The organism is Moritella yayanosii (assembly GCF_900465055.1).
GTDB lineage: Bacteria > Pseudomonadota > Gammaproteobacteria > Enterobacterales > Moritellaceae > Moritella > Moritella yayanosii.
Genome location: NZ_LS483250.1, coordinates 2,081,316 through 2,102,030 on the forward strand (window position 1 = coordinate 2,081,316; position 20,715 = coordinate 2,102,030).

Genomic DNA, 20,715 nt, shown 5'->3' on the forward strand with positions numbered 1-20,715 from the left:
TCCAAATAGAAAAGGCTACTAATTAGTAGCCTTTTGAAATAATGACAACGAGCACTATCATTCACCAACACGAATCCAGAAATTTGGACTCACCTTGGCATGTTAATCCCCGTAACAAAAATTATTTCGCTTCACACGCACCGATTATTGTCGGAATAGAAACCGCTGGGTGGATCAGGTAGTCTGCAGAGCAGCTTTTATCTTGGTTGTAAGTAGTACCAGTACAGCCAGAAAGAATAGTGAAAGTAAAAGCAACAACAGCTAATTTAGCAAAAGTTTTCATGTTAAATCCATTTAAACATATAATATCAATGGTAATATTATTTCCATCGTCAATGTAACGAATGACATTAGAATTTCATATCTAACATTCAACGCATTAATTAGTTAACTTCTTGGAGCATATGATGACAATGAATCATATCGGGTTATTCGTCGGAGACATAGATAAAACGATTGAGCTTTATTCACACACTTACCAAGAGACTTACTCTTCTGAATATGAGTAGAGTCTAACTGCTGGAATAAATAAAATCTACTAGCAGTTCGTTTAGCTATAATAATACAGAAATAGCTAGCGAACTGACGTCAAAAAGCTCTTTGCAGTACCACTTTTCACAATACCCACCGCAACTTTTCGCATTCACATCCGCACCATTAACAATAGAAACTCGAAATGCGTATATAAGAACAGCACAAACGGGTAGGATGCACCTCATATTACTTAAAGCTATGAGACCGACATGTCGATCGCAACAACAGAAAACACCGCTACCCGCGCCTTATTAATCGCTATTCGCACCCCTTGTATTTCGCAACAGGACGTGGACGAATCATTATCTGAATTATGCCGTTTAGTTAATACCCTCGGCTTTTCTGTGGTTGGGACTAAAACCCAACGCCAAAAATCGACCAAACAGCTAACTGTATTAGGCACTGGTAAACTGGAAGAGTTAGCCACGTTAACAAGTGATGAAGAGCCATCTCTACAAGACGAAGCACAGATTGAATTTGACCAAGACGAATTAAGCCAATTATTAGCCACACAGGGCGTTCAAGAACAAGCTAATTTGGTGGTATTTGATTGTGAACTGAGCCCGAATCAATTACGTAATGTTGAAGCGGCATTAGGCGTCGAGGTTTACGATCGTACCCGCGTTATTATCGAAATTTTTAGTAAACATGCACATACCCGCACCGCTAAACTGCAAGTAGAAATCGCGCGACTTAATTACTTAACACCGCGATTACGTGATGAAAGTAGTGGCGATCGCGAACGCCAAAAAGGCCGTTCAATCAGTGAAACTGTATTTGAGATTAATCGTCGCCGTGTTCGCACTAAAATAGCCGAACTACGACGTGAGCTGACCAAAGTACAACGTGAGATGCATGGTCGAAGCAGTGGTCGTATCGAACAGTTAACCGTGGCGTTAGTGGGTTATACCAATGCTGGTAAATCATCTTTAATGCGTGCCCTAACAGGCTCTGATGTATTAATTGAAGATAAACTCTTTGCTACTTTAGATACCACGGTACGTACACTACAGCCGCCAACACAACCGCGTATTTTAATCTCCGACACCGTTGGTTTTATCCAAAAGTTACCTCATGATTTAGTGGCATCATTTCATTCAACCTTAGAAGAAGCAAAAAATGCCGACTTATTGCTTTACGTGGCTGATGCATCGGACGAAAATTTCATGTCGCAATTAGCCATTGTTGACCATGTATTAGGGCAATTAAATATCGATTTGAATAACAAGGTATTATTGCTGAATAAAATTGATTGTTTAAGCGAAGAACAGCAGTTAGACCTGCTGGAACGCTACCCAGATGCGCTACAAATCAGTGCGCATAACAACGCTGATGTCGCATTCGTACATCGGGAAATTCAAAAAATACTGGAAAAGAAAATGTGTTCAGCCTGCTTTGACATCCCTTACACAGCCAGTGGTGTCATGGGGGAAATTCACAGTAAAATGCAGGTCCTCGAAGAGGAATATCATGAACATGGTATTCGCATCACATTAAAAGCCAGCCCGATTGCCTTAGAGCGATTACATAAAATGTTGCAGCTCACTACGTTTTAATCCGTCGTTAGACATACAAGGTGACCGTTTTATGGGTCACCTTTTTAAACCATTTCAACAGCGTGAACTTAAAAATGCCGATCTTGGTTTAACTCACAATTTTATCACGCCCACTATTTTTTGCTCGATAGAGCTTTGCATCAGTGACATCAATCAGCATCTGCTGCGAAGTAGATGAAGCGTCCTCAATATAGGTAATGCCAAAACTCATCGTGATGTGTTGATTATCGAACACAGGTTTCGCAACAAAATCTTGGCGAATTTTGTTCATTCTTGCTATTACATGATTCAGATCCGTATCCACAAATACCAGCGCAAACTCTTCACCACCATAACGAGCAACTATGTCTTGTGTTGATCTAAGATGACTTTTTAGGATTTTTGCAACTTCGACAAGCGCAAGATCACCGGCAGAGTGTCCAAATTTGTCATTGACACCCTTAAAGTGGTCGATATCGCATAACACAAATGTAATTGACTTGTTTTGCTGCTGAGCGTATTTAAACGTCCGCTCAAACGCTTGATTTAACCCACGTCGGTTATGCAGATTTGTTAGCTCATCGGTGATAGAACACTCAAGCAAGTTTTCGTTTTCATCTTCCAAATGCGATGTTCGTTGCGCTACTTTTTTATCCAGGTTTTGCATAATATCAGCAAGGTTATCCGCCATTAAATGTAAGCCCTGACTAAGAGAATTAATTTCGCTAATACCGCTCAAAGGTTGAGGCAGTTTTTGAATACTTTCTAAATTTTGATCATTAGCGGCTTGATTGAGTCGCTGAATTGGCTTGCAAATATACCACGCGATCAGTGAGCCAACTAACGCTATACACGCAAACAACATCAGCGTAATAAAGAGTGCAGCTTGATTGTGCTCTGCTAATACACTTTCATGATGAGAACTTGGAATGAGTATGCCGATTAACCAAGTTTCTCCATATCCAAGCGAAATAGAGCGAACATGGTACAAGAAATTTTCCCCATCTACCTCTAAGCGGTGAGCTCCACTTTCTAACTGCTTACTTGCCATTTGGAAGACTTTGTCCGGGTGAGTAACAAGACTGACTCTGGTCGTAATCCCATTGGCAATTGTATATAGCTCATCTTTGCTGGACGTCGCAATTAACGCGCCGTTTCGCTCAGCTAGAAAAATATAAGCGTTGTCTACCAATGCTATCGACTCAAGAAAATCATCCAATTCAGTTAGCGCCACACTTGTCGCGGTGACTCCCAGCAGCTTGCCTTGCTGATCGTAGATAGGGCCAGACAAACCAATACCCAGGGTTGGAAAACCGTAGTAAAGATGGATTTTGCTCCACACCATGCCCTGCGCTTGTACCGCATCCTGGTAAAATGGACGTGTTCTCGGATCATAACTAAAGCTCGGATCCTTTTCTATTTTATCGCCTATATGGCGAACCGGATCATATTCAAACCCTTCCATTGTCAGTGTTTTATTGACGTAGTTCGCTGCAACACTATGGTGATCTGTCTTAAAAGGGTTGCGTGTAGAAGAGAGGTAGCGGCCATCCGTCGTAGCGACAGAAATGAACGTCATATGTGGATAAGGCATCGCTTGTTCGTAAAGTCGGCTCGCCAGCGGGGTTAAACTATCAAGTAATTCGGGTCGATAAGAGAAGGCGTTGCGATTAATATCGACGATCGAGCTGAGTGGCGCGGTGAAATGTCGAACATGACCGTAAATGCGATCTTCAACTTCTTTTATATACTGTATTCCGACACTGTTCGCAACATTCGCAATCGTTATCGTAGAAACGAGATACAGGGTGATCCCGGCAATCAATGTGAGCACAACAAACGGGACAACAATCAACCCGCGTAATGGAACAGACTTCACTTACTATTCATCCTTTTATATAGTTTGTAACCTGAACTCGGGATAAAAACGGCACTCATTACCGGTTCCAAGATCCGCTCTTTCGAGCAATAAATTTTGAAAGCGAAGTAGAATGATTTATGTTAGTTGAAATCTTCTGTGACGTAGATGCTTTTTGATCGACACTTAAATTCATATTACAGCCATGCGATAACATTTGGTTATCACGTTTCTGAGTCTTATCCCTACCGCTCATATTCACCAATAGCATCACTATTGTGGTGACGTGAAGTATATCACATGCATCATTCACAGCAACAACGCGTTAATCTTCTTTATGAGAAACAATTTATCAATATAATACAATAAGATAATCGGCTAACTAGCATGGGGAGTATTCTCCTGCAGCACGTGGATAAAACTCAACCGGATCGATGATGACTTTATCGTAAACGCCAGATTTAATCCGGTCACTGGCATACCGAAAAGACTTAAGACCATCATTCATTTCTACAACCGCTATTCTCATGCGTATGGGTGCTGTTGCTTATCTTCAATCCCGACTAATGCCGTAAACCATAGGTTACTGTTTTGACGACATTGTAGGCGTATAAATTAATGCGTCATATAATACTCACAAATAATCTACAGTTATATTAATTGAGTAATATGGTACACAACACCAACACAGCTTAGTACTGTAGGTCGAAAGCGATTGTAAGCAAACCAGTTAACTTCTCCCAAGAAAAACGTGAAGCCTCAGTTATTGAAGTGACGGTTTACATGTTAAAAGGAACAATGACCAAGGGTGAGTTGAGATTACCGGAGCGTTACCGAAATAAACAAGATAAATCTGTGCTGCTTTTCCGATAAATGTCAGATCAAGCCGAGACGAATACAAATTATGACAATTGAAATAGTCAGATAGCACACTAGTAAGGGCGGGATAACTATCTGACTTAACTGGCACGATTATCGTTTAAGTTACGGCGCGGAGTTTGAAACGTGACAGCAATACTTCTAATTGCTCCGCTTGTTGTGATAGTTGCTCTGCGGCCACAGCACTTTCTTGAGCGGTATCGTTATTTTGTTGGGTAACACCATCAATTTCGACCAGACCTTGATTAATAACCTCCGCGCCTGTTGCTTGTTCATTACTTGCATTCGCAATTTCATCAACAAGTTCCGCCGTTTTTTTGATACTTTCAAAAATGCTATTCAAACTTTGGGCGGTTTCGTTAGCAATCAGGCTACCTTTTTCTGCTTTTTCAACAGAACCAGCGATTAGTTTTGACGTTTCCTCGGCAGCTGCAGTGCTTCTGGCAGCCAAATTACGGACTTCATCGGCAACCACGGCGAACCCGCGCCCTTGCTCTCCAGCACGAGCGGCTTCGATAGCCGCATTTAATGCCAGTAAATTGGTTTGAGCGGCAATTTCATCAATCGTGCTGATAAATGAAGAAATACTTTTGCTTGAATCAGAGATTTCATTCATGGCCGTTATCATCGCAGCCATTTTATCGCTGCCTTCCCTCGCCTCTATTTGCGCTTGCGCGGCAAATTGACGAGCCTGCTCAGCATTTTCAGCATTGGTATTAATTTGGGAGGTTAGCTCATTTAATGACACCGAAATATTTTCCAAACTGGCGGCTTGCAGTGATGCCCCTTCCGACAGTGCAGTGCTACTTAAGGCAACATTATTGCTGCCTTGAGCAATTTCTGCACTCGCGCATTGAGTTTGTCCTAATACGGTATTTAAGTTTTCACTCATTTCTTGTAGCGCGAGACCCAGTGAATCTTTGCTAGAAGCCAATGTGATATTTTGATCAAGTTCGCCCTCGGCTATTTTTTTGGCCAGACTCGCTTTTTCTCTTAACGTCGCCACCATATTTTTCATTTCATAAAAAATACCTTCAGCAGTCCCGTCATCCTTTAAATTCATGGTTAGATCACCCGCGGCTACAGCCTTTGCAATTTCTGCAATGTAAGCAGGCTCCCCACCTAACTGGCGCATAATATGACGAGTTAACCATAATGCGATACCCATCCCAAAAACAATCGCAAATAAAGTGCCAAAAATTGAACTGTTAATCACAACGGATTCCGTATTTTTCAATGAATCCATACGTGTTGCCATTAAGCGACGTTCTCTTTCTTTAAAGGTGTTTATTTGCTCCCGGAATTTATCAAAATAGACTTTCCCTTTGGCTTGGCCGATAATATCGGCCATGTCATCCATTGTTTTGGCGTCACCGATTTCACGACGTAAGGTAATTTGCGTTTCAACAACGCGACTTATCCAGTCATCGATAGTTTTTTTACTTTCGCCTAATAAAGCGACTTGCGCGGGATTGTCAGAAACCGTTTGAGCTAACTCATCAATTAACTGGTAAAAACGTGTTTTACCTCCCGTATAGGGAGCCAGAAATTGTTCTTGCCCGGCCAGTAGAAAACCACGCATTCCGGTTTCCATATCGACTGCCGATGCCACAATCGCTTGTGCCGTTGCTATCACGTTATAAGTGTGTTCAACCCAGCCATTAAGGCGCTTCAGTTCGTCGACATTATTGCTAGTTTTCGCTTTAGCCTGACGCGTTTCCATCAGCACTCTTTCACGGGCAATAAAGGTTTGTAATTGTCCCCTGAACTTATCAAAAAACTGTTTCCCTTGCGCTTTTTTGATCATGTCAGCCATATCATTCATGGATTTGGCATCGCCAATTTCAGTTCTTAATGCAATAACAGGTTCTGTGACCTTGCTTTGCCATTGACTGATGGTGGAAGAAATTTCTTTTAGTAGCTTAACTTGCGCTGGATTATCCGCAACGGTATTGGAAAGGCTTTGGAGCAAGCTGTTAAACGTTTTATTTCCCTGCTTATAGGGCGCTAAAAATTCACTTTTACCGGCAAGCAGATAACCCCGCATGCCCGTTTCCATGTCCACGGCGGCGGCTTCAAGACTTGACGCATCGGCTAAAACGCCATGAGTATGATTTACCCAACCGAAATCTTTGACTAATGACTTTACGCTGACAAACACCATTCCTGTGATCATGAGCATTAACAATAATATGAGGCCGTAGCCAGAGAGTAATTTGGTTTTAAATTTTAATTTTTCAAACATATTTAATCTCGTTTATATATATTCTTATAATATTTTAATAATATTTTAATAGGGTTTATAACTTAGATTCTCAGGGTAAGCTTATACATGACAACATGTGGCGCCTCAAGGAGGGAAATATGCTGCCGACTCTTCGCGTTACTTGTTAAGTCGTTGATATGACAGAGTTAAATACCGGATTGATTCTCATTTAAATTAACCAATCGTTTTAAATCAAATACTTGAAAATATTTTAAAACATTTGAATCCGGACTATTTCGAACAGCTTATAATCAAAATAGAAAGCGTTATTACAGGCTCATAGTTAATTAGACCATATACTTAGAGGCTGTGCGTCACAGCCCGAAGAGATCAGACATCCTGCAAAGCCATTAGTCACGCAGTCTGGCTGATGATATTGAGTAGGCGATGAGTGAAGATAATAGCTGGCGCCTAGACTTAGATGACGGTGATATCCATTAGCATTCGGGGACACAAGTTGGGAACGCGATCCAGAAACTTGCCAATGGGAACGCTTTAAATCAAGTTTTTTACACTTATTGTCCATTGAGAAGTACTTGTAAATGTATTTATTTGCTCTGGAATTCTATTTCTAAATAAAACCGATATGATTAACTCAGTTGGAACAAACCCTAATCTAAATTATTTAACCAGGACTGATAATCATGAGTAAATTACTTAACCAAGCACAAACTATCTTAACTGTCGCAAAAGACACTGCAAAAACATCTGTCACTGCTGGTTTTGGTGTTTATGGCACTATCCTTGATCAGGCATCTAAATCATCAGATAAAGCAACGCAATTTTTTGAATCTCTGGTTGAGCGCGGTACGCAAGTAGAGCCTAAACTGAAAGAGCAAATGTCTGCAATCTTTACTAATAACATCACGTTAGAATCAATTGAAACTAAAGTACAAAGTATCACTAGCCGTTTTACGGGTGTTCAAGGTTCCAAATTAAATGAATTAGAAAGCAAAATTGACCTACTTACTACGATGGTTAGCGAACTAAAAACTGCACCTAAAAAAATAACTAAAGTACCTGCAACTGCTGAAGCATAATATTACTTTAACTGTCGTGGTTAATTGAAATGAGCCTCCTTATTTGGAGGCTTTTTTGATCTTGGGGTAAAGTGCGAAAGGCTGATGAAAGCGGATGCCACCAGCTGAGTTAAGTTTTCTAGTTCGCTGCTTGAAGGGCTTTAAGATATAACCCCAATTATCTTCCCGAGAGAAATAGATCACGTAATCCGTGTTTTTAAAGACCGTTGGCATTACCCCATTTATTTTCCACAACATGGGATTCATTACGGGACTCGGTTGTTTTGATTTGGATCCGGCACAGCTATTACCATCACTTACCAGTAGGTCGATATACACATTAATTAATGCGTACTATATCACCCATAATTTATTGGCAATAACAATTAACGCGTACTATACGCCCCATAAAATGCCGTAATCACCATTTTTGCGTTGTATAACGCTCAACAATAATCTATTGTTAGATTAATTGAGTAATATGGTACACAACAATGACTGAGCGATTAACACTACAAATATATACAGATAATCAATGGCATGATGCCGCAGAATTAATTATTACCGAACCTCAGCTCGGTCGTGCTAGCGCATCTGAACTTAATTACCACCTAGATTATTTATCGCATTTTGATGAACGCGCAGAAACCGCGGTTAGCTTTTGTTACCCCGTTGAAACAATGGGCTACCATAAAAATAACTGGTTACGATTCATCGACGATATTATGCCTGCTGGCTCAAGCAGAGAATATTGGGTTAAAAAACTCGGTATTTCAGATCAAAGCCCTGTAACACAAGATTTCATCTTATTAAAACAAGGCACTATTGCCCCCATTGGTAATCTAAGAATCAAAGAGGCTGTCCCAGTCAAAGTGACTCACGATATTACGATTGATTTTACAATCAAGCATGTTATCGAACGCGATATAGATTTTATTGAATATGCACAAGAGAACGGCGCGGCTGCAGGTGGTGCAACTGGTGCAGGTGGTGCTGCACCAAAAATGTTATTACGCTGTAGTCCACAAGGTAATGTATGGATCGATACCTTTCAAGATGATCCTACAAACTTAGATACCCATTATTTAGTTAAATTCCCCCGTGGTAAAACCGCTATTGATAAAGATATTTTAAGAGCCGAGTTTCATTTTTATCATGAACTGGAAGCGATGGGCTTTGATACGATTCCAACTGAGAATATGCATTTACTTGAAGGCGCTCGTGTACCGTCATTATGGCTGCCAAGGTTTGATGTTTATATCAGTGAAAATCAAATGCAGCACAGTGGATTAGAGTCTGTCTATTCAATCCTTGACGAGCAAGCTGCAAGACCATTATTACATGGTGACGTACTAGCAAGGCTTATTCAAAAAATGACCAAAGATGACTACTTCGGGAATACTAAAACGATGTTAGATGAACCAAATGGCATCGCTAATTTCGTCATTGAATGGGTGCGTCGTGATTTACTCAATATAGCGTTTGGTAACTCTGATAATCATGGCCGTAACACCTCATTTATTAAATCAAATAATACCGTCACTCTCGCTCCGATTTATGACTTTGCACCGATGAAAGCCGATCCAGAGGTCATCAGTCGCACATTTACATGGGGGCATAATATGGAACGTGGTGGCAATTATAATTTCCTGTTAATAGCCGAACACCTTGAAAAATGGGTTGAACCCGACGTATTACTTAACGCATTACAAGTAACAGCAAAGCAACTAATTAATTTAAAAACGCGCTTAGAACAACGTGGAGTGCCCGAATCAATCATCAATTATAGCTCTATTGGTTTTACTAATTTAGAAACTAAATTGAAAAAATGGGGGCTACTAGCATGAGCGCAACAGAAGTTAAAAAGACGAACTCAGCAGGTCGAAATGCAATCGTAAGCAAGCGCATTAACTTATCCCGAGCAGAACGCGAAGCCTTAGTGATTGAAGTGACCGTTAATATGTTAAAAGGCACCATGACCAAAGGTGAAGCATTAAAATACCTAAGGTTAAACCTATTTTCAGTGAACCAAGCCGACTATGCAAAAATGGTTGGTATCAGTCGTAAGGTGCTATCTGAAATAGAAAACGGCAAAGGAAATTATACCGAGGCCATTTTACAAAAAGCATTCCGTCCCTTGGGTATGGTCGTTACTGTGATGCCAAGAGATTTGGCTATTCTGGATAAGGCTCGAGCGAATAGTTAGAGCTATAGCTTGATTATGACGCACTTCTTTAACGTCTACAGCATCAAATGTATGCATAGTAGCGGCTTTGGTATTACCTTCAGAAAATTCAATCGCTTCCATTAAACCTTTTTGAATACTTTCAAATGCATTGTTCATTGTTATCTCCATAGGTATCGGCAGAAATGCATTTCTAGCGTATTAAAGTTAGAACCATTCATTGCTGCCACCTAATATATTTTTGCTACTAGGTGTATCTACAGCGAGGCTGATACCAAGACCATTAAGGATTTTAACTATTGTTGAAAAATATACATCTTCACCCTTTTCAACTCTGATCAAGGTCTTCTTGGTAACACCACAAAATGACGCTGCGATTTCCTGAGTCATCGATGCTGCCTTTCTATGGTCTTTAATCAATTTACCTAAGGTGCTTGGATCGAGTTGAGTAACCATTCTATTGCCCTAAAAAGTGTACTTATGGTTACTTTAGGTCTTCATATACCTAGAATCAAGAAAAAGTGTACCTATATACACTTTTCTTATTGCTGACATTGGTATTTAGATTAAAGTGTACGATCGTTCACTTTTAATAGGATTTGATAAAAGGTTCCCAGCCCTGCAATCTCACTTAAGGTATCATGCATGAAGCTATATCAGACTTTATGGCTGATAACCCTCCGCCCCACGATAAGAAACGTCATAACCAATATCATCTAACACCCCTAGCGTCACCGCACCAAAAACCACGCCATTGGCCATAAACTCTTGGGTTAATGGCGCTAATACTTGGCCGTTATCCAATATCCGTTTTTTGTCTTCTTGCAGCACGTAATCATACAAGTGACCGCCGTCATCACTGATTGGCACATACAAATAAGTATTACCGTATATCTGATTATACTTTTTCGCTGCCATACTGTTTGGCACTTTCAATACGTTACCTTGATATGCTTCACTGTATTCGGTAAACGCTTCTGTGTACGAACCGATACCCAGGATATGTCCCATTTCATGGAGGATATTGGCTTTAAACTCGACCTGATCAAAGCCTTGTTCGTAAGTATGATTACCAATAACTAACGTCCCGCTCGTTGGTATCTCATACTCACCCACTTGCTCTTCTGAATCAGGACCCGCATAACCATTACCGTCATTCATTTTTTCAACCGCGATGCGCATGCGTATAGTGTGCTGTGACTTACCTTCAACCCCGACCAATGCCGTTAACCACTGGTTGGCGGCATCGATATAAGGTTGCTGTAAGGCATCACTCCACACCAACGCCCTGCCATGCGTTAGTTGTAGCTCATCTTCAAACTCAAGCTCAAAAGTCAGTGCACCGTTACTCACCGTCTTCACGACATTGTTAGCTTGAGCGGTATTGGTACAGCCAATTAAATACAAAATGGTAGTGATCGATAAGATCGCAGAGTTCTTCAGTGTAAAAAAACGCATAACGTGGTTTTCCTAAATCGAGATGGTGTGTGCTCAATTATAAGGATAAATATATTTATCATTTTTGACGTAAAACCCCGTCATTTATGTCGGTGATGTAAGTCATTATTGCGAAGCAATAAGCGCCCTGGCCTTTATTGCTGTTGACATACAAAGTGACAAGGTCTAAATTTAGAATTTGATACTGGAATTATATACAGTTAACTAGGGTGTTATGTTGAAGTTAATCGCGTACAAATACAGATTTTACCCGAATAACGAGCAAGCGGTCATGCTTTCTCAGACATTTGGCTGTGTGCGTGTCGCTTATAATTCAGCATTGGCGTTTTCTAAAGTGCAGTATGAACTAGGCAATAAAACCAATTATAACGATTGGAGTAAGAACCTCACTCAGCTTAAAAAGAACCCCGACTTGTTGTGGCTGAAAGACGTATCAAGCGTGCCTTTGCAACAGGCGTTAAAACATCTTAACAAAGGTTTTCAGTCCTTTTTTAAGTCAGGGTTTGGTTACCCTAAATTTAAATCAAAGCATAATAATCAATCAGCCAGTTACATGAGTAACGGGTTCAAATGGGATGCAGATAAACAATCATTGTTACTCGCTAAAATGAAGCAACCGCTTAAAATAAAGTGGTCGCGCTACTTCACTGGAAAACCAAGTTCACTTACCGTATCCAAGACTAAATCAGGTAAGTATTTTGTTTCAATATTAGTGAAAGAAGCGATAAAACAGCTGCCGATTGTTAATAAAACGGTCGGTGTCGATGTTGGCATTAAAGATTTAGCGATCTGCTCGGATGGCGTTAAATTTAACAACCCGCGCTTAACAAATCGATATGCCCAAAAACTCGCTAAGGCTTCACGAAAATTAGCGAAAAGAAAAAAAGGCTCTCGCAATTTCAAAAAGCAAAAGCTTGTTATTGCTAAGATCCACGAAAAGATAGCGAATTCCCGTAGAGACTTTACGCATAAAATGACGTCGACACTTATAAACGAAAACCAAGTGATAGGGATCGAGTCATTGAAAGTCAAAAATATGGTGAAAAATCGCAAGTTGGCAAAGCATCTCCATGATGCTAATTTCGGTGAAATAGCAAGGCAGTTAGAATATAAGGCTGATTGGTACGGGCGTAAATTATCAGCTATTAGCCAGTGGTTTCCTTCGTCTAAAATGTGCAGCGAGTGTGGTGCGTTATACGCTGGGCAGTGGTCATTAGCGATCAGGACGTGGACTTGCGCATGCGGCGCTGTTCACGATAGAGATCATAATGCTGCTATCAATATCCATAAAGAGGGATTAAGACTAGCAGCTTAAATAATTTGTGGCGGTAGGTAGTACCGACACGTTAAATGCTTGTAAGAGGTTTTAGAAGACTAACGCAATTTAATATTGCAATGCCTAAACCGTAGACGACAAGAATCCCCTTGCTTCAGCTAGGGGTACTTCAAGATTAGCATTTTCATATTGTATAACTGGGTATTGGATACTGACGGCGAACTCCGTTAGTATTCGGGCACTCAACGTTGGGGAAGCAATTCTGAGACTAGCCAATGGCAACGCTTTAAATCAGTTTTTTTACAATTACGGCCTATTGAGACATATTTGTAGATAAAATTATAAATGTATCGATTTACTCTGGTATTACCTTTCTAAATAAAACCAATATGATTAACTCAGTTGAAACAAACCTTAATCAGAATTATTTAACGAGGAGTGATTATCATGAGTAAATTACTTAACCAAGCACAAACTATCTTAACTGTCGCAAAAGACACTGCCAAAACATCTGTCACTGCTGGTTTTGGTGTTTATGGCACTATCCTTGATGAAGCATCAAAATCATCAGATAAAGCAACGCAACTTTTTGAATCTCTGGTTGAGCGCGGTACGCAAGTAGAGCCTAAACTGAAAGAACAAATGTCTGCAATCTTTGCTAAAAAAATCACGTTAGAATCAATTGAAACGAAAGCACAAAGTATCACTAGCCGTTTTACGGGTGTTCAAGGTTCAAAACTAAGTGAATTAGAAAGCAAAATAGACCTACTTACTACGATGGTTAGCGAACTAAAAACTGCACCTAAAAAAATAACTAAAGTACCAGCAACTGCTGAAGCATAATAATACTTTAACTGTTGTGGTTAATTGAAATGAGCCTCCTTATTTGGAGGCTTTTTTGATCTTAGAGAAATATACGACCGCTATGTATTATGTATACCTCACCTTCAAAACCAAGCTCAAAGGTCGGTGCACCGTTGGTTACGATTTTGACTACATTGTTGGCTTGAGCGATATTGGCACTGCCGATTTAATACAGGATGATAGTAATAGATAAGACCGCAGAGTTTCAGTGTAAAAAGGTGCATAAAGTGACCCTCCACTCTAAATCGAGGTATTACGCACTCGATTATAGGGATAAATATATTTATGACTGTAAGGGTTTTATAGTGATATTGACAAATAGCAAGATTATAACTTTAGCAATACGAAGATAAATACCGATCATTATAATCTAATAAACATTCAAAACTTGATCTTGAAATAGTCCTTAAATTTAATACGTGATAGGATAATCCCTTCAATTTCTTATGGTTACGAATTAATTACACACGAAATCCTTGAGGGATAGCTAATATTTCAAGTTAGTAATACTCGGTACTTACAATGTGATTTTAAGCGTGATATTCAAGCTGCGAATAGTTATAAAGGGAAATATGGTAGATCAAGTCGGAAATATTGAGATGGCTCACCCTCATACTGCAATAACAAGCTACAGTGGTTATATTTATCAAGGAAAAATAGCTCTATTACATTGTCTTAGATTAATTGAACAAGCCCCAGAAGAAAGCCGAAGACTAAAATTACAAATTGAAAGCATTGAAGATTTTGCAATTTTAAATACTGATAATACTTGTAAATCATTACATCAAGTGAAAGCGAGAAAAGATCGTCTATTCTCAGACTATCGCCCCGATGTTGAAAAACTTCGAGATAAAGCAAATCTTCACGAAGATTCTGAACCGTTCTTCCACGTATCTTTACCATTGAGATTAATACCTAGCACGTTTACAAGTGAATACTCCCCTATAACATTTTACCAATACTTTGATACCAACGATAGCCCCGTTGACCACTGCCCCCTTGAGAGTGTCGATATGTTTATCGAACACCAAATTAAGAAAGTTTATCAAGTGGTTTTTCCTGATGAAGAGTATCGCGCTAGTAACGACTATTTAATTAAGAGCCGTCAATTCCTAGAAGATATTATTATCAAGCATGTTATTGATGTTCACCGCGAAATACAACAAAGCACAGTAACAGGCGCTGTACAAAGCAGAGTAGCAGCCAGCCGATATATTGAATTTGATCGGATTTTAGAAATATTGACCCAAGACCTTACTGACCGCTATTTAGATGAGAGTTATTTCCACTATTTGCTGTTAAAGGATGCAGGGACATATTTCCATGACTACTGCCAGAATGTGGAAGACAACAACGCAAATACATTACTTAAGCTAAATTATTATTTTTCTAAATTTAACGCACTAAATCCTAGTTCGTTGACAAAGTTTATCCGAGCAATAGCGCCTCATAAAAAAGTTGGATTTAATAACATATCTCAATATAAAGATAATACATTCAATCGAGATGATTTTAAGAGAGGATTGCTAAAAGTATTGGATCAAATGGCACAATCTGAATTTGATGAATCCTTACAATTACCGTCGTTTTTTTTCTGGAAAAATGACGATGAATATCTATACCCAACAGCAATTCACGATCACCCAGACGATGCTGAAGAACTCTGTATTGAAATAATCGAGGCATCAATAGCTGATGACGTTAACTTTTTATTTGAGGGTGGAAAATTAGTTAATCGACATATTAATTGTCAATCTATTTTCTCAAGTGTTGTAGTTGGTAATCAGATTGAATTTAACCTTGAAGATGAATTTTCTAGTGATCTAAACGAGAACAGAATAAATAGTTTTAGGAATGTATCACTCATATCCATAGCAGAAGCCAATCGAGTTATAAATGATTGAAATAATAATAAATACCTTTGAAATATTTAACTATTCTAAATTACCAAATAGTGATAATCGCATATTTAAATCTAACATAATGGATGATTACTGGGTAATTTATCAAGGTTCTCCAAGCCAACTTTTAGAAAAAAAAGTACAGAGTGAGTTAATGGCTCAGTGTAAAAAAGTTTGCACCGATCCAGCTTTCGAAAAAAATGCTAATATTATTTGCTTATGGAATGTTGAATCGATAGATAAAAAAACCATTCGCCAACTCCATCATGCAGAAGAAGATATCTACTTCTTCAAAAAAAACGTGCTTTATTATACTCAAAGTGAACTTACTAGCTATAAAGAACAGTCTTCAACTTACCCTCTTCAAAATTTACTTCAACAAAGTCCAACAAACCCTGAGGTATTCCAACGCTATAAAGAAAATATAAATAAAGGCACGTGGGAATCATTACTTTATAGAATATGCATGAAATTAACTTTCATCCGACATTCCGCACCCTATTATAGGTATTAATTATCGCTTTTTAACGACACGTTCAATGCAAATGTAGACATGATGTATTTGTGAATGTTGATGTTATACATAAATTGCTAAATCCCGCGTGAAATAAAAAAAAGCTTGACGGCGATCCCCATATTTGATCTATTAGTTATCTTTGGGCGATGAAAATTATGACCATATCATATTCAACAAAGAGTCTTGATCACCTCGGTTTAGTTTCAGGCATGTGCAAAGATATTGGTATCGCCAAGTTTATTGATGACGCACATCCCGAACAAAGTAAGGATAAGCACATTTCATACGGGCAACTCGTAGAAGCCATGATTTTAAATGGACTCGGTTTTGTTGGTAGAACATTGCATATGTATCCTGAATATTTTGCAGAACGGCCTGTCGAACGCCTTCTTGGTAAGGGTGTAAAAGCGGAGCATATTAATGACGATGCACTCGGTCGCTGTCTTGACCAACTCTATGAAACTGGCGTTTCCGAGCTATTTCAAGGACTGTCCGCCCGTACAATTTCACATTTAAAGCTTCCGTGTGAAGGGCTTAATCTGGACTCCACAAGCATTCATGTTGATGGTGAATATAAAGACGAAGACGGTAATGCAGCCATTCAACTAGTGCGAGGCTACAGCCGTGATCATCGCCCTGAATTGAATCAGGTGGTGTTAAACCTGATCACTGAAAATCAGGCCGGTATCCCCGTCTACATGCAGGCGGCAAGTGGCAATATTAACGATAATGAAGGTTTTAAAAATATCGTTAAGCAACATGTTAAAAGTCTTAAAGCGGCCCATAACAACCGCTATTTCATTGGCGATGCTGCATTATATGTCGCCGAAACGATCCAATCTCTCGATGAACAAGGCCAATTATTCATATCGAGAGCGCCGCAAAAGTTAAAATTAGTCAAAGACGCCATATCAGAACAAAACAATTACCATTTCACTGAGTTAGGAAATGGCTATAGCGCAACCTGGATAGATTCAAACTACGGTGATGTTAAGCAGCGTTGGTTGTTAGTGTTCAGTGAACAAGCAAAAAAACGTGAACAACACACATTAGATAAACGTATGCTAAAAGACGCCACTGCGGCATTAAAATCACTGGAAAAACTCAGTAAACAACGTTTTGCTTGTCATGCTGACGCAATGAAAATGCTGAGTATCTGGATGAAATCTCAAGCCAGTATGTCAATGAGTGAAATTGACGTTATTGAGCATCCAATTTTCACTAAAAGTGGTCGACCTAAAACAGGTCAAGAGCCGGATGGTTATGAATATCAAGTAACCGGTTTGCTTGCTTCAAAATTAAATTTTCGCGAACGTAAATTATCCGAAAAAGGGTTATTCATGTTAGCGACAAATGATTGTAGCGATACGTTAACGATGAGCAAAATGCTTGAACTATATAAGTCACAGCAAAGTGTGGAAAAAGGGTTTAGATTCTTAAAAAGTCCTGATTTTTTAACATCGTCATTATATTTAAAAAAGGCAGAGCGGATTGAGGCATTGCTGATGATCATGACGTGTTGCTTGATGGTATACGCGGCACTTGAGCATAAGATCCGAGAGGAGTTGAGAACTAAAGACGTATATTTTCCCAATTTAAAATATAAGCCCTGTCAAAATCCTACCGCCCGTTGGGTTTTCTTTTGCTTTCAAGGTATCGACATTTTAACTCTCTCAGAAGAGCCGCAATTAGTGCTGAATATTAAAGAGCGACATCGAATAATTATTGATTGTATGGGGCCGACATATCAGCAGATTTATTCATAAAATGGGGTGCGGAATGTCGGTTTCATACATATTGCAAAAGGATCTAATGAAGACATATCAAACCTGTACAAAAATCATGAAATAGCTATGAATAAAATAAAAGATAAAGATAGTTTAAAAAGTTTAAACACCGTGGCTCAAAAATTAAGTGAAAACGAACTCGCCTGTGAACCTGATGAGTTACTTAATTTAATAATGGAACAACTTAAGGCTGGTGAGTTATGAACATTAAATTAAAAAAATTAATTATTAAAAACTTCAAAGTATTCCCCTTTGTTGAGTTAGAAATTACAACTAATAATTTGGCTCTACTTGATGGCCCTAACGGCTTTGGAAAAACAACATTTTATGATGCCTTAGAGCTCCTGTTTTTGGGGAAAGTAACAAGGTATATTGATTTAGACTCAAATGTATCTAATCAAAGGAAACATATTGGGTGTTTTCCACTTCTTTATGATGGTACTAAGTCCGGTGACTCATTATCCATTGAGGCCGAAATTGAGTTAGGCCATGGTGTGAAATATATAAAACGATGCGCAACAAAAGAAACTCTGGAAAGTACAAAGCGTATAGCGGATGCTAAGTTCCACTTTTATGTCAAAGAATTAGAAAGTGATAAGTGGGAAAAAATTTCAGATGACGAGACTTATTTATCTAAACTACTTGGAAGTAACTACAAAAAAAATTATGGTTTATTCCACTATATAGAACAAGAAGAAAACACCTTAATGCTTAAAAGCAAAGGTGAGTCAAAGCAACAAAAAATTGATCACCTATTTGATGTTGAAGATTACCGAAAAAAGATAGAAAAATTAACAAAGATCAGAACTAGTATCGCAAAACTAAAAACGCCTGTTAAGAAAAGCACATTGGATACTTTGTTCGCTGAGATTGACGCTTTAAAAAAAGAATCGCTACCAGACAGCTCAAATTTGATACCCCATACCCGCTTAATTGAGACCAAAAATTTCCCTTGGGATCGCGAAACCGTTGACTTTAGCACTGGTACATATGCTCAATGGACTAGTGAAACCGGAATATTAACGCGCTTAAAATATTTAAAAGAGAATAGCGATAATTTCTTAAACAACCGTTATAACGAGAACATCAAAAAAAGGTTAGCTTTACAGCCTAAGGTGCTAATACCTTTATTGCGGTTTGGTAACCGTATTAACAACATTGCTCAATATAAAATTGAAGTGGATTTATGTGAGGATGCGAAGCAATATGTGGAAAATTCAAAAGCTGGATTAGTTAAATTAGTTAACAATAAACAAATCTTTCCACAAGAATCAATTAGGGACAAATTCCCCGAACACCTCAAATTTGAAGAGTTCGAATCACAGATTGAAGAGTTAATAACTCTACTAAAATCATCTGATCAGTTAAGCCAGCATTTATCTCAACTTAAATCATCTAGAGCGCAATATTTAGAAGATCATGATACCTATCAAAAACAGCTTGATTCAAAGGCATCAGAATGCCCTACATGTGGGCATGACTGGTTAAGCCATGAACAACTTCTTGCTCAATTTAAAATGCAAGCACAAGCATTGGCGTCGATTCTTAAGGCTAGCGACTCAAGTTTACAAATAAAAGTTCAAGATATTGAAACCAAATACCTATCCCCGATTATAAGTATTTGTATTGATATAATTAACGCTGAAAAGTCTAAAATTGATTATAAGACAAAAATATGCGAGCTTGACGATAAACAAATAAATCACCTGAATCGATTAAAAAAGACCTTTGATGAATATCAGATAGATTTATCTAGTTACTATTTACCATCGTTTGATTTATCAATAGATATACCAACCGAATTATTAATAGATAAAGTTAAGACTCTGTATAAGCCTGTTATCTACGATAATTTATCCACAGATCTAGATGATGTATTTACTGAGGTCTTTGAAAACAATGAAAATAAATTACTTAAATTAACCATTGCTACAATAGATTTAAAAATAAAGTACTTACAACAACAATATGCTGAATCAAAATTACAAGATATAAAAGACAAAGAGAAAATATACGAACAAGAAAAAAACAAATTCGATAATGCGGTTAAAATTAACACACATCTCGGTAATCTAATTAGTCTATACACTGATAATGTTAACGACTATATAGAGAGCATCAGTAAAGGTATTGAAATCTTATTTCATATCTATTCTGGTCGTTTACTTCAGAATTTTCATAATGGTTTAGGTATATTTATTGAATCCGATGGCAAATCAATCTCCTTCAAAGATACTCCTACTGCTGAACATGATGTAATTTTCACTATGAGCTCAGGGCAATTATCATCATTAGTCATTGCATTCACAATGGCATTAAACCACAAATATGCCAAGCACTCACTATTGTTGATTGATGACCCAGTGCAGACAATGGATGAAATTAATGTTGCAGGTTTTATTGACCTACTAAGGCATGAGTTTAAAGACCGACAGATTTTCATCTCTACTCATGAAGACCACACTTCAAGTTATTTCAGATATAAATTTGGAAAGGCGGATCTAGAAACACAGAGAATAAACTTCAAGGATATTCAACGTAGCATGAATGTTACATAGGAATACCCAATAATGATGTTCTGAACTCGTTTAATGAGTATATGGCATAGAAAAACAAAAAGGCGAATCATCTCTGAT

16 protein-coding genes are annotated in these 20,715 nt (G+C 38.5%); 11 read left to right on the forward strand and 5 right to left on the reverse strand.

Annotation, left to right across the window (positions count from 1 at the left end):
• Nucleotides 1-121: 121 nt before the first annotated feature.
• On the reverse strand, nt 122-283 hold the full coding sequence (locus MORIYA_RS09555; RefSeq protein WP_112714686.1) for a DUF4223 family protein: 162 nt from the start codon (nt 281-283) through the stop codon (nt 122-124).
• Nucleotides 284-743: 460 nt separating this feature from the next.
• Between MORIYA_RS09555 and hflX the strand changes: the two genes are divergently transcribed.
• A complete protein-coding gene (hflX, locus tag MORIYA_RS09560; RefSeq protein ID WP_112714688.1) occupies nt 744-2,090 on the forward strand; it encodes a GTPase HflX in 1,347 nt (448 codons plus the stop codon).
• An 88-nt stretch (nt 2,091-2,178) separates the two neighbouring features.
• On the opposite strand, the gene MORIYA_RS09565 is transcribed toward hflX, so the two are convergent.
• Both MORIYA_RS09565 and MORIYA_RS09570 read right to left on the reverse strand, forming a co-directional pair.
• Entirely contained in the window at nt 2,179-3,948 is a 1,770-nt protein-coding gene (locus tag MORIYA_RS09565; RefSeq protein WP_112714690.1) for a sensor domain-containing diguanylate cyclase, read from the reverse strand.
• A gap of 958 nt (nt 3,949-4,906) precedes the next feature.
• The gene (locus MORIYA_RS09570; protein ID WP_112714692.1) at nt 4,907-7,051 is read right to left on the reverse strand and encodes a CHASE3 domain-containing protein; all 2,145 of its coding nucleotides are present in this window, start codon (nt 7,049-7,051) and stop codon (nt 4,907-4,909) included.
• Nucleotides 7,052-7,716: 665 nt separating this feature from the next.
• On the opposite strand from MORIYA_RS09570, the gene MORIYA_RS09580 reads away from it, so the two are divergent.
• From MORIYA_RS09580 to MORIYA_RS09595, 3 genes are all read left to right on the forward strand, one after another.
• A complete protein-coding gene (locus MORIYA_RS09580; protein WP_112714694.1) occupies nt 7,717-8,112 on the forward strand; it encodes a hypothetical protein in 396 nt (131 codons plus the stop codon).
• 473 nt (nt 8,113-8,585) lie between these two features.
• Nucleotides 8,586-9,938, forward strand: coding sequence for a type II toxin-antitoxin system HipA family toxin (locus MORIYA_RS09590; protein WP_112714698.1), 1,353 nt, complete (start codon nt 8,586-8,588; stop codon nt 9,936-9,938).
• Nucleotides 9,935-10,297, forward strand: coding sequence for a helix-turn-helix domain-containing protein (locus MORIYA_RS09595; RefSeq protein WP_162629260.1), 363 nt, complete (start codon nt 9,935-9,937; stop codon nt 10,295-10,297). The genes MORIYA_RS09590 and MORIYA_RS09595 overlap by 4 nt, the downstream gene beginning before the upstream one ends.
• A gap of 186 nt (nt 10,298-10,483) precedes the next feature.
• Here the strand turns inward: MORIYA_RS09595 and MORIYA_RS09605 are convergent, their stop codons facing one another.
• Together MORIYA_RS09605 and MORIYA_RS09610 are read right to left on the reverse strand one after the other, a co-directional pair.
• Nucleotides 10,484-10,732: a helix-turn-helix domain-containing protein gene (locus tag MORIYA_RS09605; protein WP_112714702.1), complete on the reverse strand. Its 249-nt coding sequence runs from the start codon at nt 10,730-10,732 to the stop codon at nt 10,484-10,486.
• A gap of 207 nt (nt 10,733-10,939) precedes the next feature.
• Nucleotides 10,940-11,734, reverse strand: a complete 795-nt coding sequence (locus MORIYA_RS09610; protein WP_112714704.1) for a M8 family metallopeptidase — start codon at nt 11,732-11,734, stop codon at nt 10,940-10,942.
• Between the two features lie 214 nt (nt 11,735-11,948).
• On the opposite strand from MORIYA_RS09610, the gene MORIYA_RS09615 reads away from it, so the two are divergent.
• The 7 genes from MORIYA_RS09615 (at nt 11,949) to MORIYA_RS09640 (ending at nt 20,637) form a co-directional block, all read left to right on the forward strand.
• On the forward strand, nt 11,949-13,049 hold the full coding sequence (locus tag MORIYA_RS09615; RefSeq protein WP_232011586.1) for a transposase: 1,101 nt from the start codon (nt 11,949-11,951) through the stop codon (nt 13,047-13,049).
• Nucleotides 13,050-13,457: 408 nt separating this feature from the next.
• Entirely contained in the window at nt 13,458-13,853 is a 396-nt protein-coding gene (locus MORIYA_RS09620; RefSeq protein WP_112714706.1) for a hypothetical protein, read from the forward strand.
• Nucleotides 13,854-14,446: 593 nt separating this feature from the next.
• The gene (locus tag MORIYA_RS09625; protein WP_112714708.1) at nt 14,447-15,778 is read left to right on the forward strand and encodes an ABC-three component system protein; all 1,332 of its coding nucleotides are present in this window, start codon (nt 14,447-14,449) and stop codon (nt 15,776-15,778) included.
• Nucleotides 15,771-16,289: an ABC-three component system middle component 1 gene (locus MORIYA_RS09630; RefSeq protein ID WP_112714710.1), complete on the forward strand. Its 519-nt coding sequence runs from the start codon at nt 15,771-15,773 to the stop codon at nt 16,287-16,289. The genes MORIYA_RS09625 and MORIYA_RS09630 overlap by 8 nt, the downstream gene beginning before the upstream one ends.
• 149 nt (nt 16,290-16,438) lie before the next feature.
• Entirely contained in the window at nt 16,439-18,058 is a 1,620-nt protein-coding gene (locus MORIYA_RS09635; protein ID WP_112714498.1) for an IS1634 family transposase, read from the forward strand.
• Between the two features lie 87 nt (nt 18,059-18,145).
• Complete coding sequence (locus tag MORIYA_RS20830; RefSeq protein WP_162629261.1) at nt 18,146-18,283, forward strand: hypothetical protein; 138 nt, start codon at nt 18,146-18,148, stop codon at nt 18,281-18,283.
• A complete protein-coding gene (locus tag MORIYA_RS09640) occupies nt 18,280-20,637 on the forward strand; it encodes an AAA family ATPase (protein ID WP_112714712.1) in 2,358 nt (785 codons plus the stop codon). Before MORIYA_RS20830 ends, MORIYA_RS09640 begins: the two co-directional genes overlap by 4 nt.
• Nucleotides 20,638-20,715 lie beyond the last annotated feature (78 nt).

What these genes read in the sequence shown, in the direction of transcription:
- MORIYA_RS09620 (WP_112714706.1), top strand. Translation starts at nt 13,458, where the DNA reads ATGAGTAAATTACTTAACCAAGCACAAACTATCTTAACTGTCGCAAAA.
- MORIYA_RS09570 (WP_112714692.1), bottom strand. Translation starts at nt 7,051, where the DNA reads ATGTTTGAAAAATTAAAATTTAAAACCAAATTACTCTCTGGCTACGGC.
- MORIYA_RS09605 (WP_112714702.1), bottom strand. Translation starts at nt 10,732, where the DNA reads ATGGTTACTCAACTCGATCCAAGCACCTTAGGTAAATTGATTAAAGAC.
- MORIYA_RS09615 (WP_232011586.1), top strand. Translation starts at nt 11,949, where the DNA reads ATGTTGAAGTTAATCGCGTACAAATACAGATTTTACCCGAATAACGAG.
- MORIYA_RS09625 (WP_112714708.1), top strand. Translation starts at nt 14,447, where the DNA reads ATGGTAGATCAAGTCGGAAATATTGAGATGGCTCACCCTCATACTGCA.
- MORIYA_RS09555 (WP_112714686.1), bottom strand. Translation starts at nt 283, where the DNA reads ATGAAAACTTTTGCTAAATTAGCTGTTGTTGCTTTTACTTTCACTATT.
- hflX (WP_112714688.1), top strand. Translation starts at nt 744, where the DNA reads ATGTCGATCGCAACAACAGAAAACACCGCTACCCGCGCCTTATTAATC.
- MORIYA_RS09640 (WP_112714712.1), top strand. Translation starts at nt 18,280, where the DNA reads ATGAACATTAAATTAAAAAAATTAATTATTAAAAACTTCAAAGTATTC.
- MORIYA_RS09590 (WP_112714698.1), top strand. Translation starts at nt 8,586, where the DNA reads ATGACTGAGCGATTAACACTACAAATATATACAGATAATCAATGGCAT.
- MORIYA_RS09630 (WP_112714710.1), top strand. Translation starts at nt 15,771, where the DNA reads ATGATTGAAATAATAATAAATACCTTTGAAATATTTAACTATTCTAAA.
- MORIYA_RS09610 (WP_112714704.1), bottom strand. Translation starts at nt 11,734, where the DNA reads ATGCGTTTTTTTACACTGAAGAACTCTGCGATCTTATCGATCACTACC.
- MORIYA_RS09635 (WP_112714498.1), top strand. Translation starts at nt 16,439, where the DNA reads ATGAAAATTATGACCATATCATATTCAACAAAGAGTCTTGATCACCTC.
- MORIYA_RS20830 (WP_162629261.1), top strand. Translation starts at nt 18,146, where the DNA reads ATGAATAAAATAAAAGATAAAGATAGTTTAAAAAGTTTAAACACCGTG.
- MORIYA_RS09580 (WP_112714694.1), top strand. Translation starts at nt 7,717, where the DNA reads ATGAGTAAATTACTTAACCAAGCACAAACTATCTTAACTGTCGCAAAA.
- MORIYA_RS09595 (WP_162629260.1), top strand. Translation starts at nt 9,935, where the DNA reads ATGAGCGCAACAGAAGTTAAAAAGACGAACTCAGCAGGTCGAAATGCA.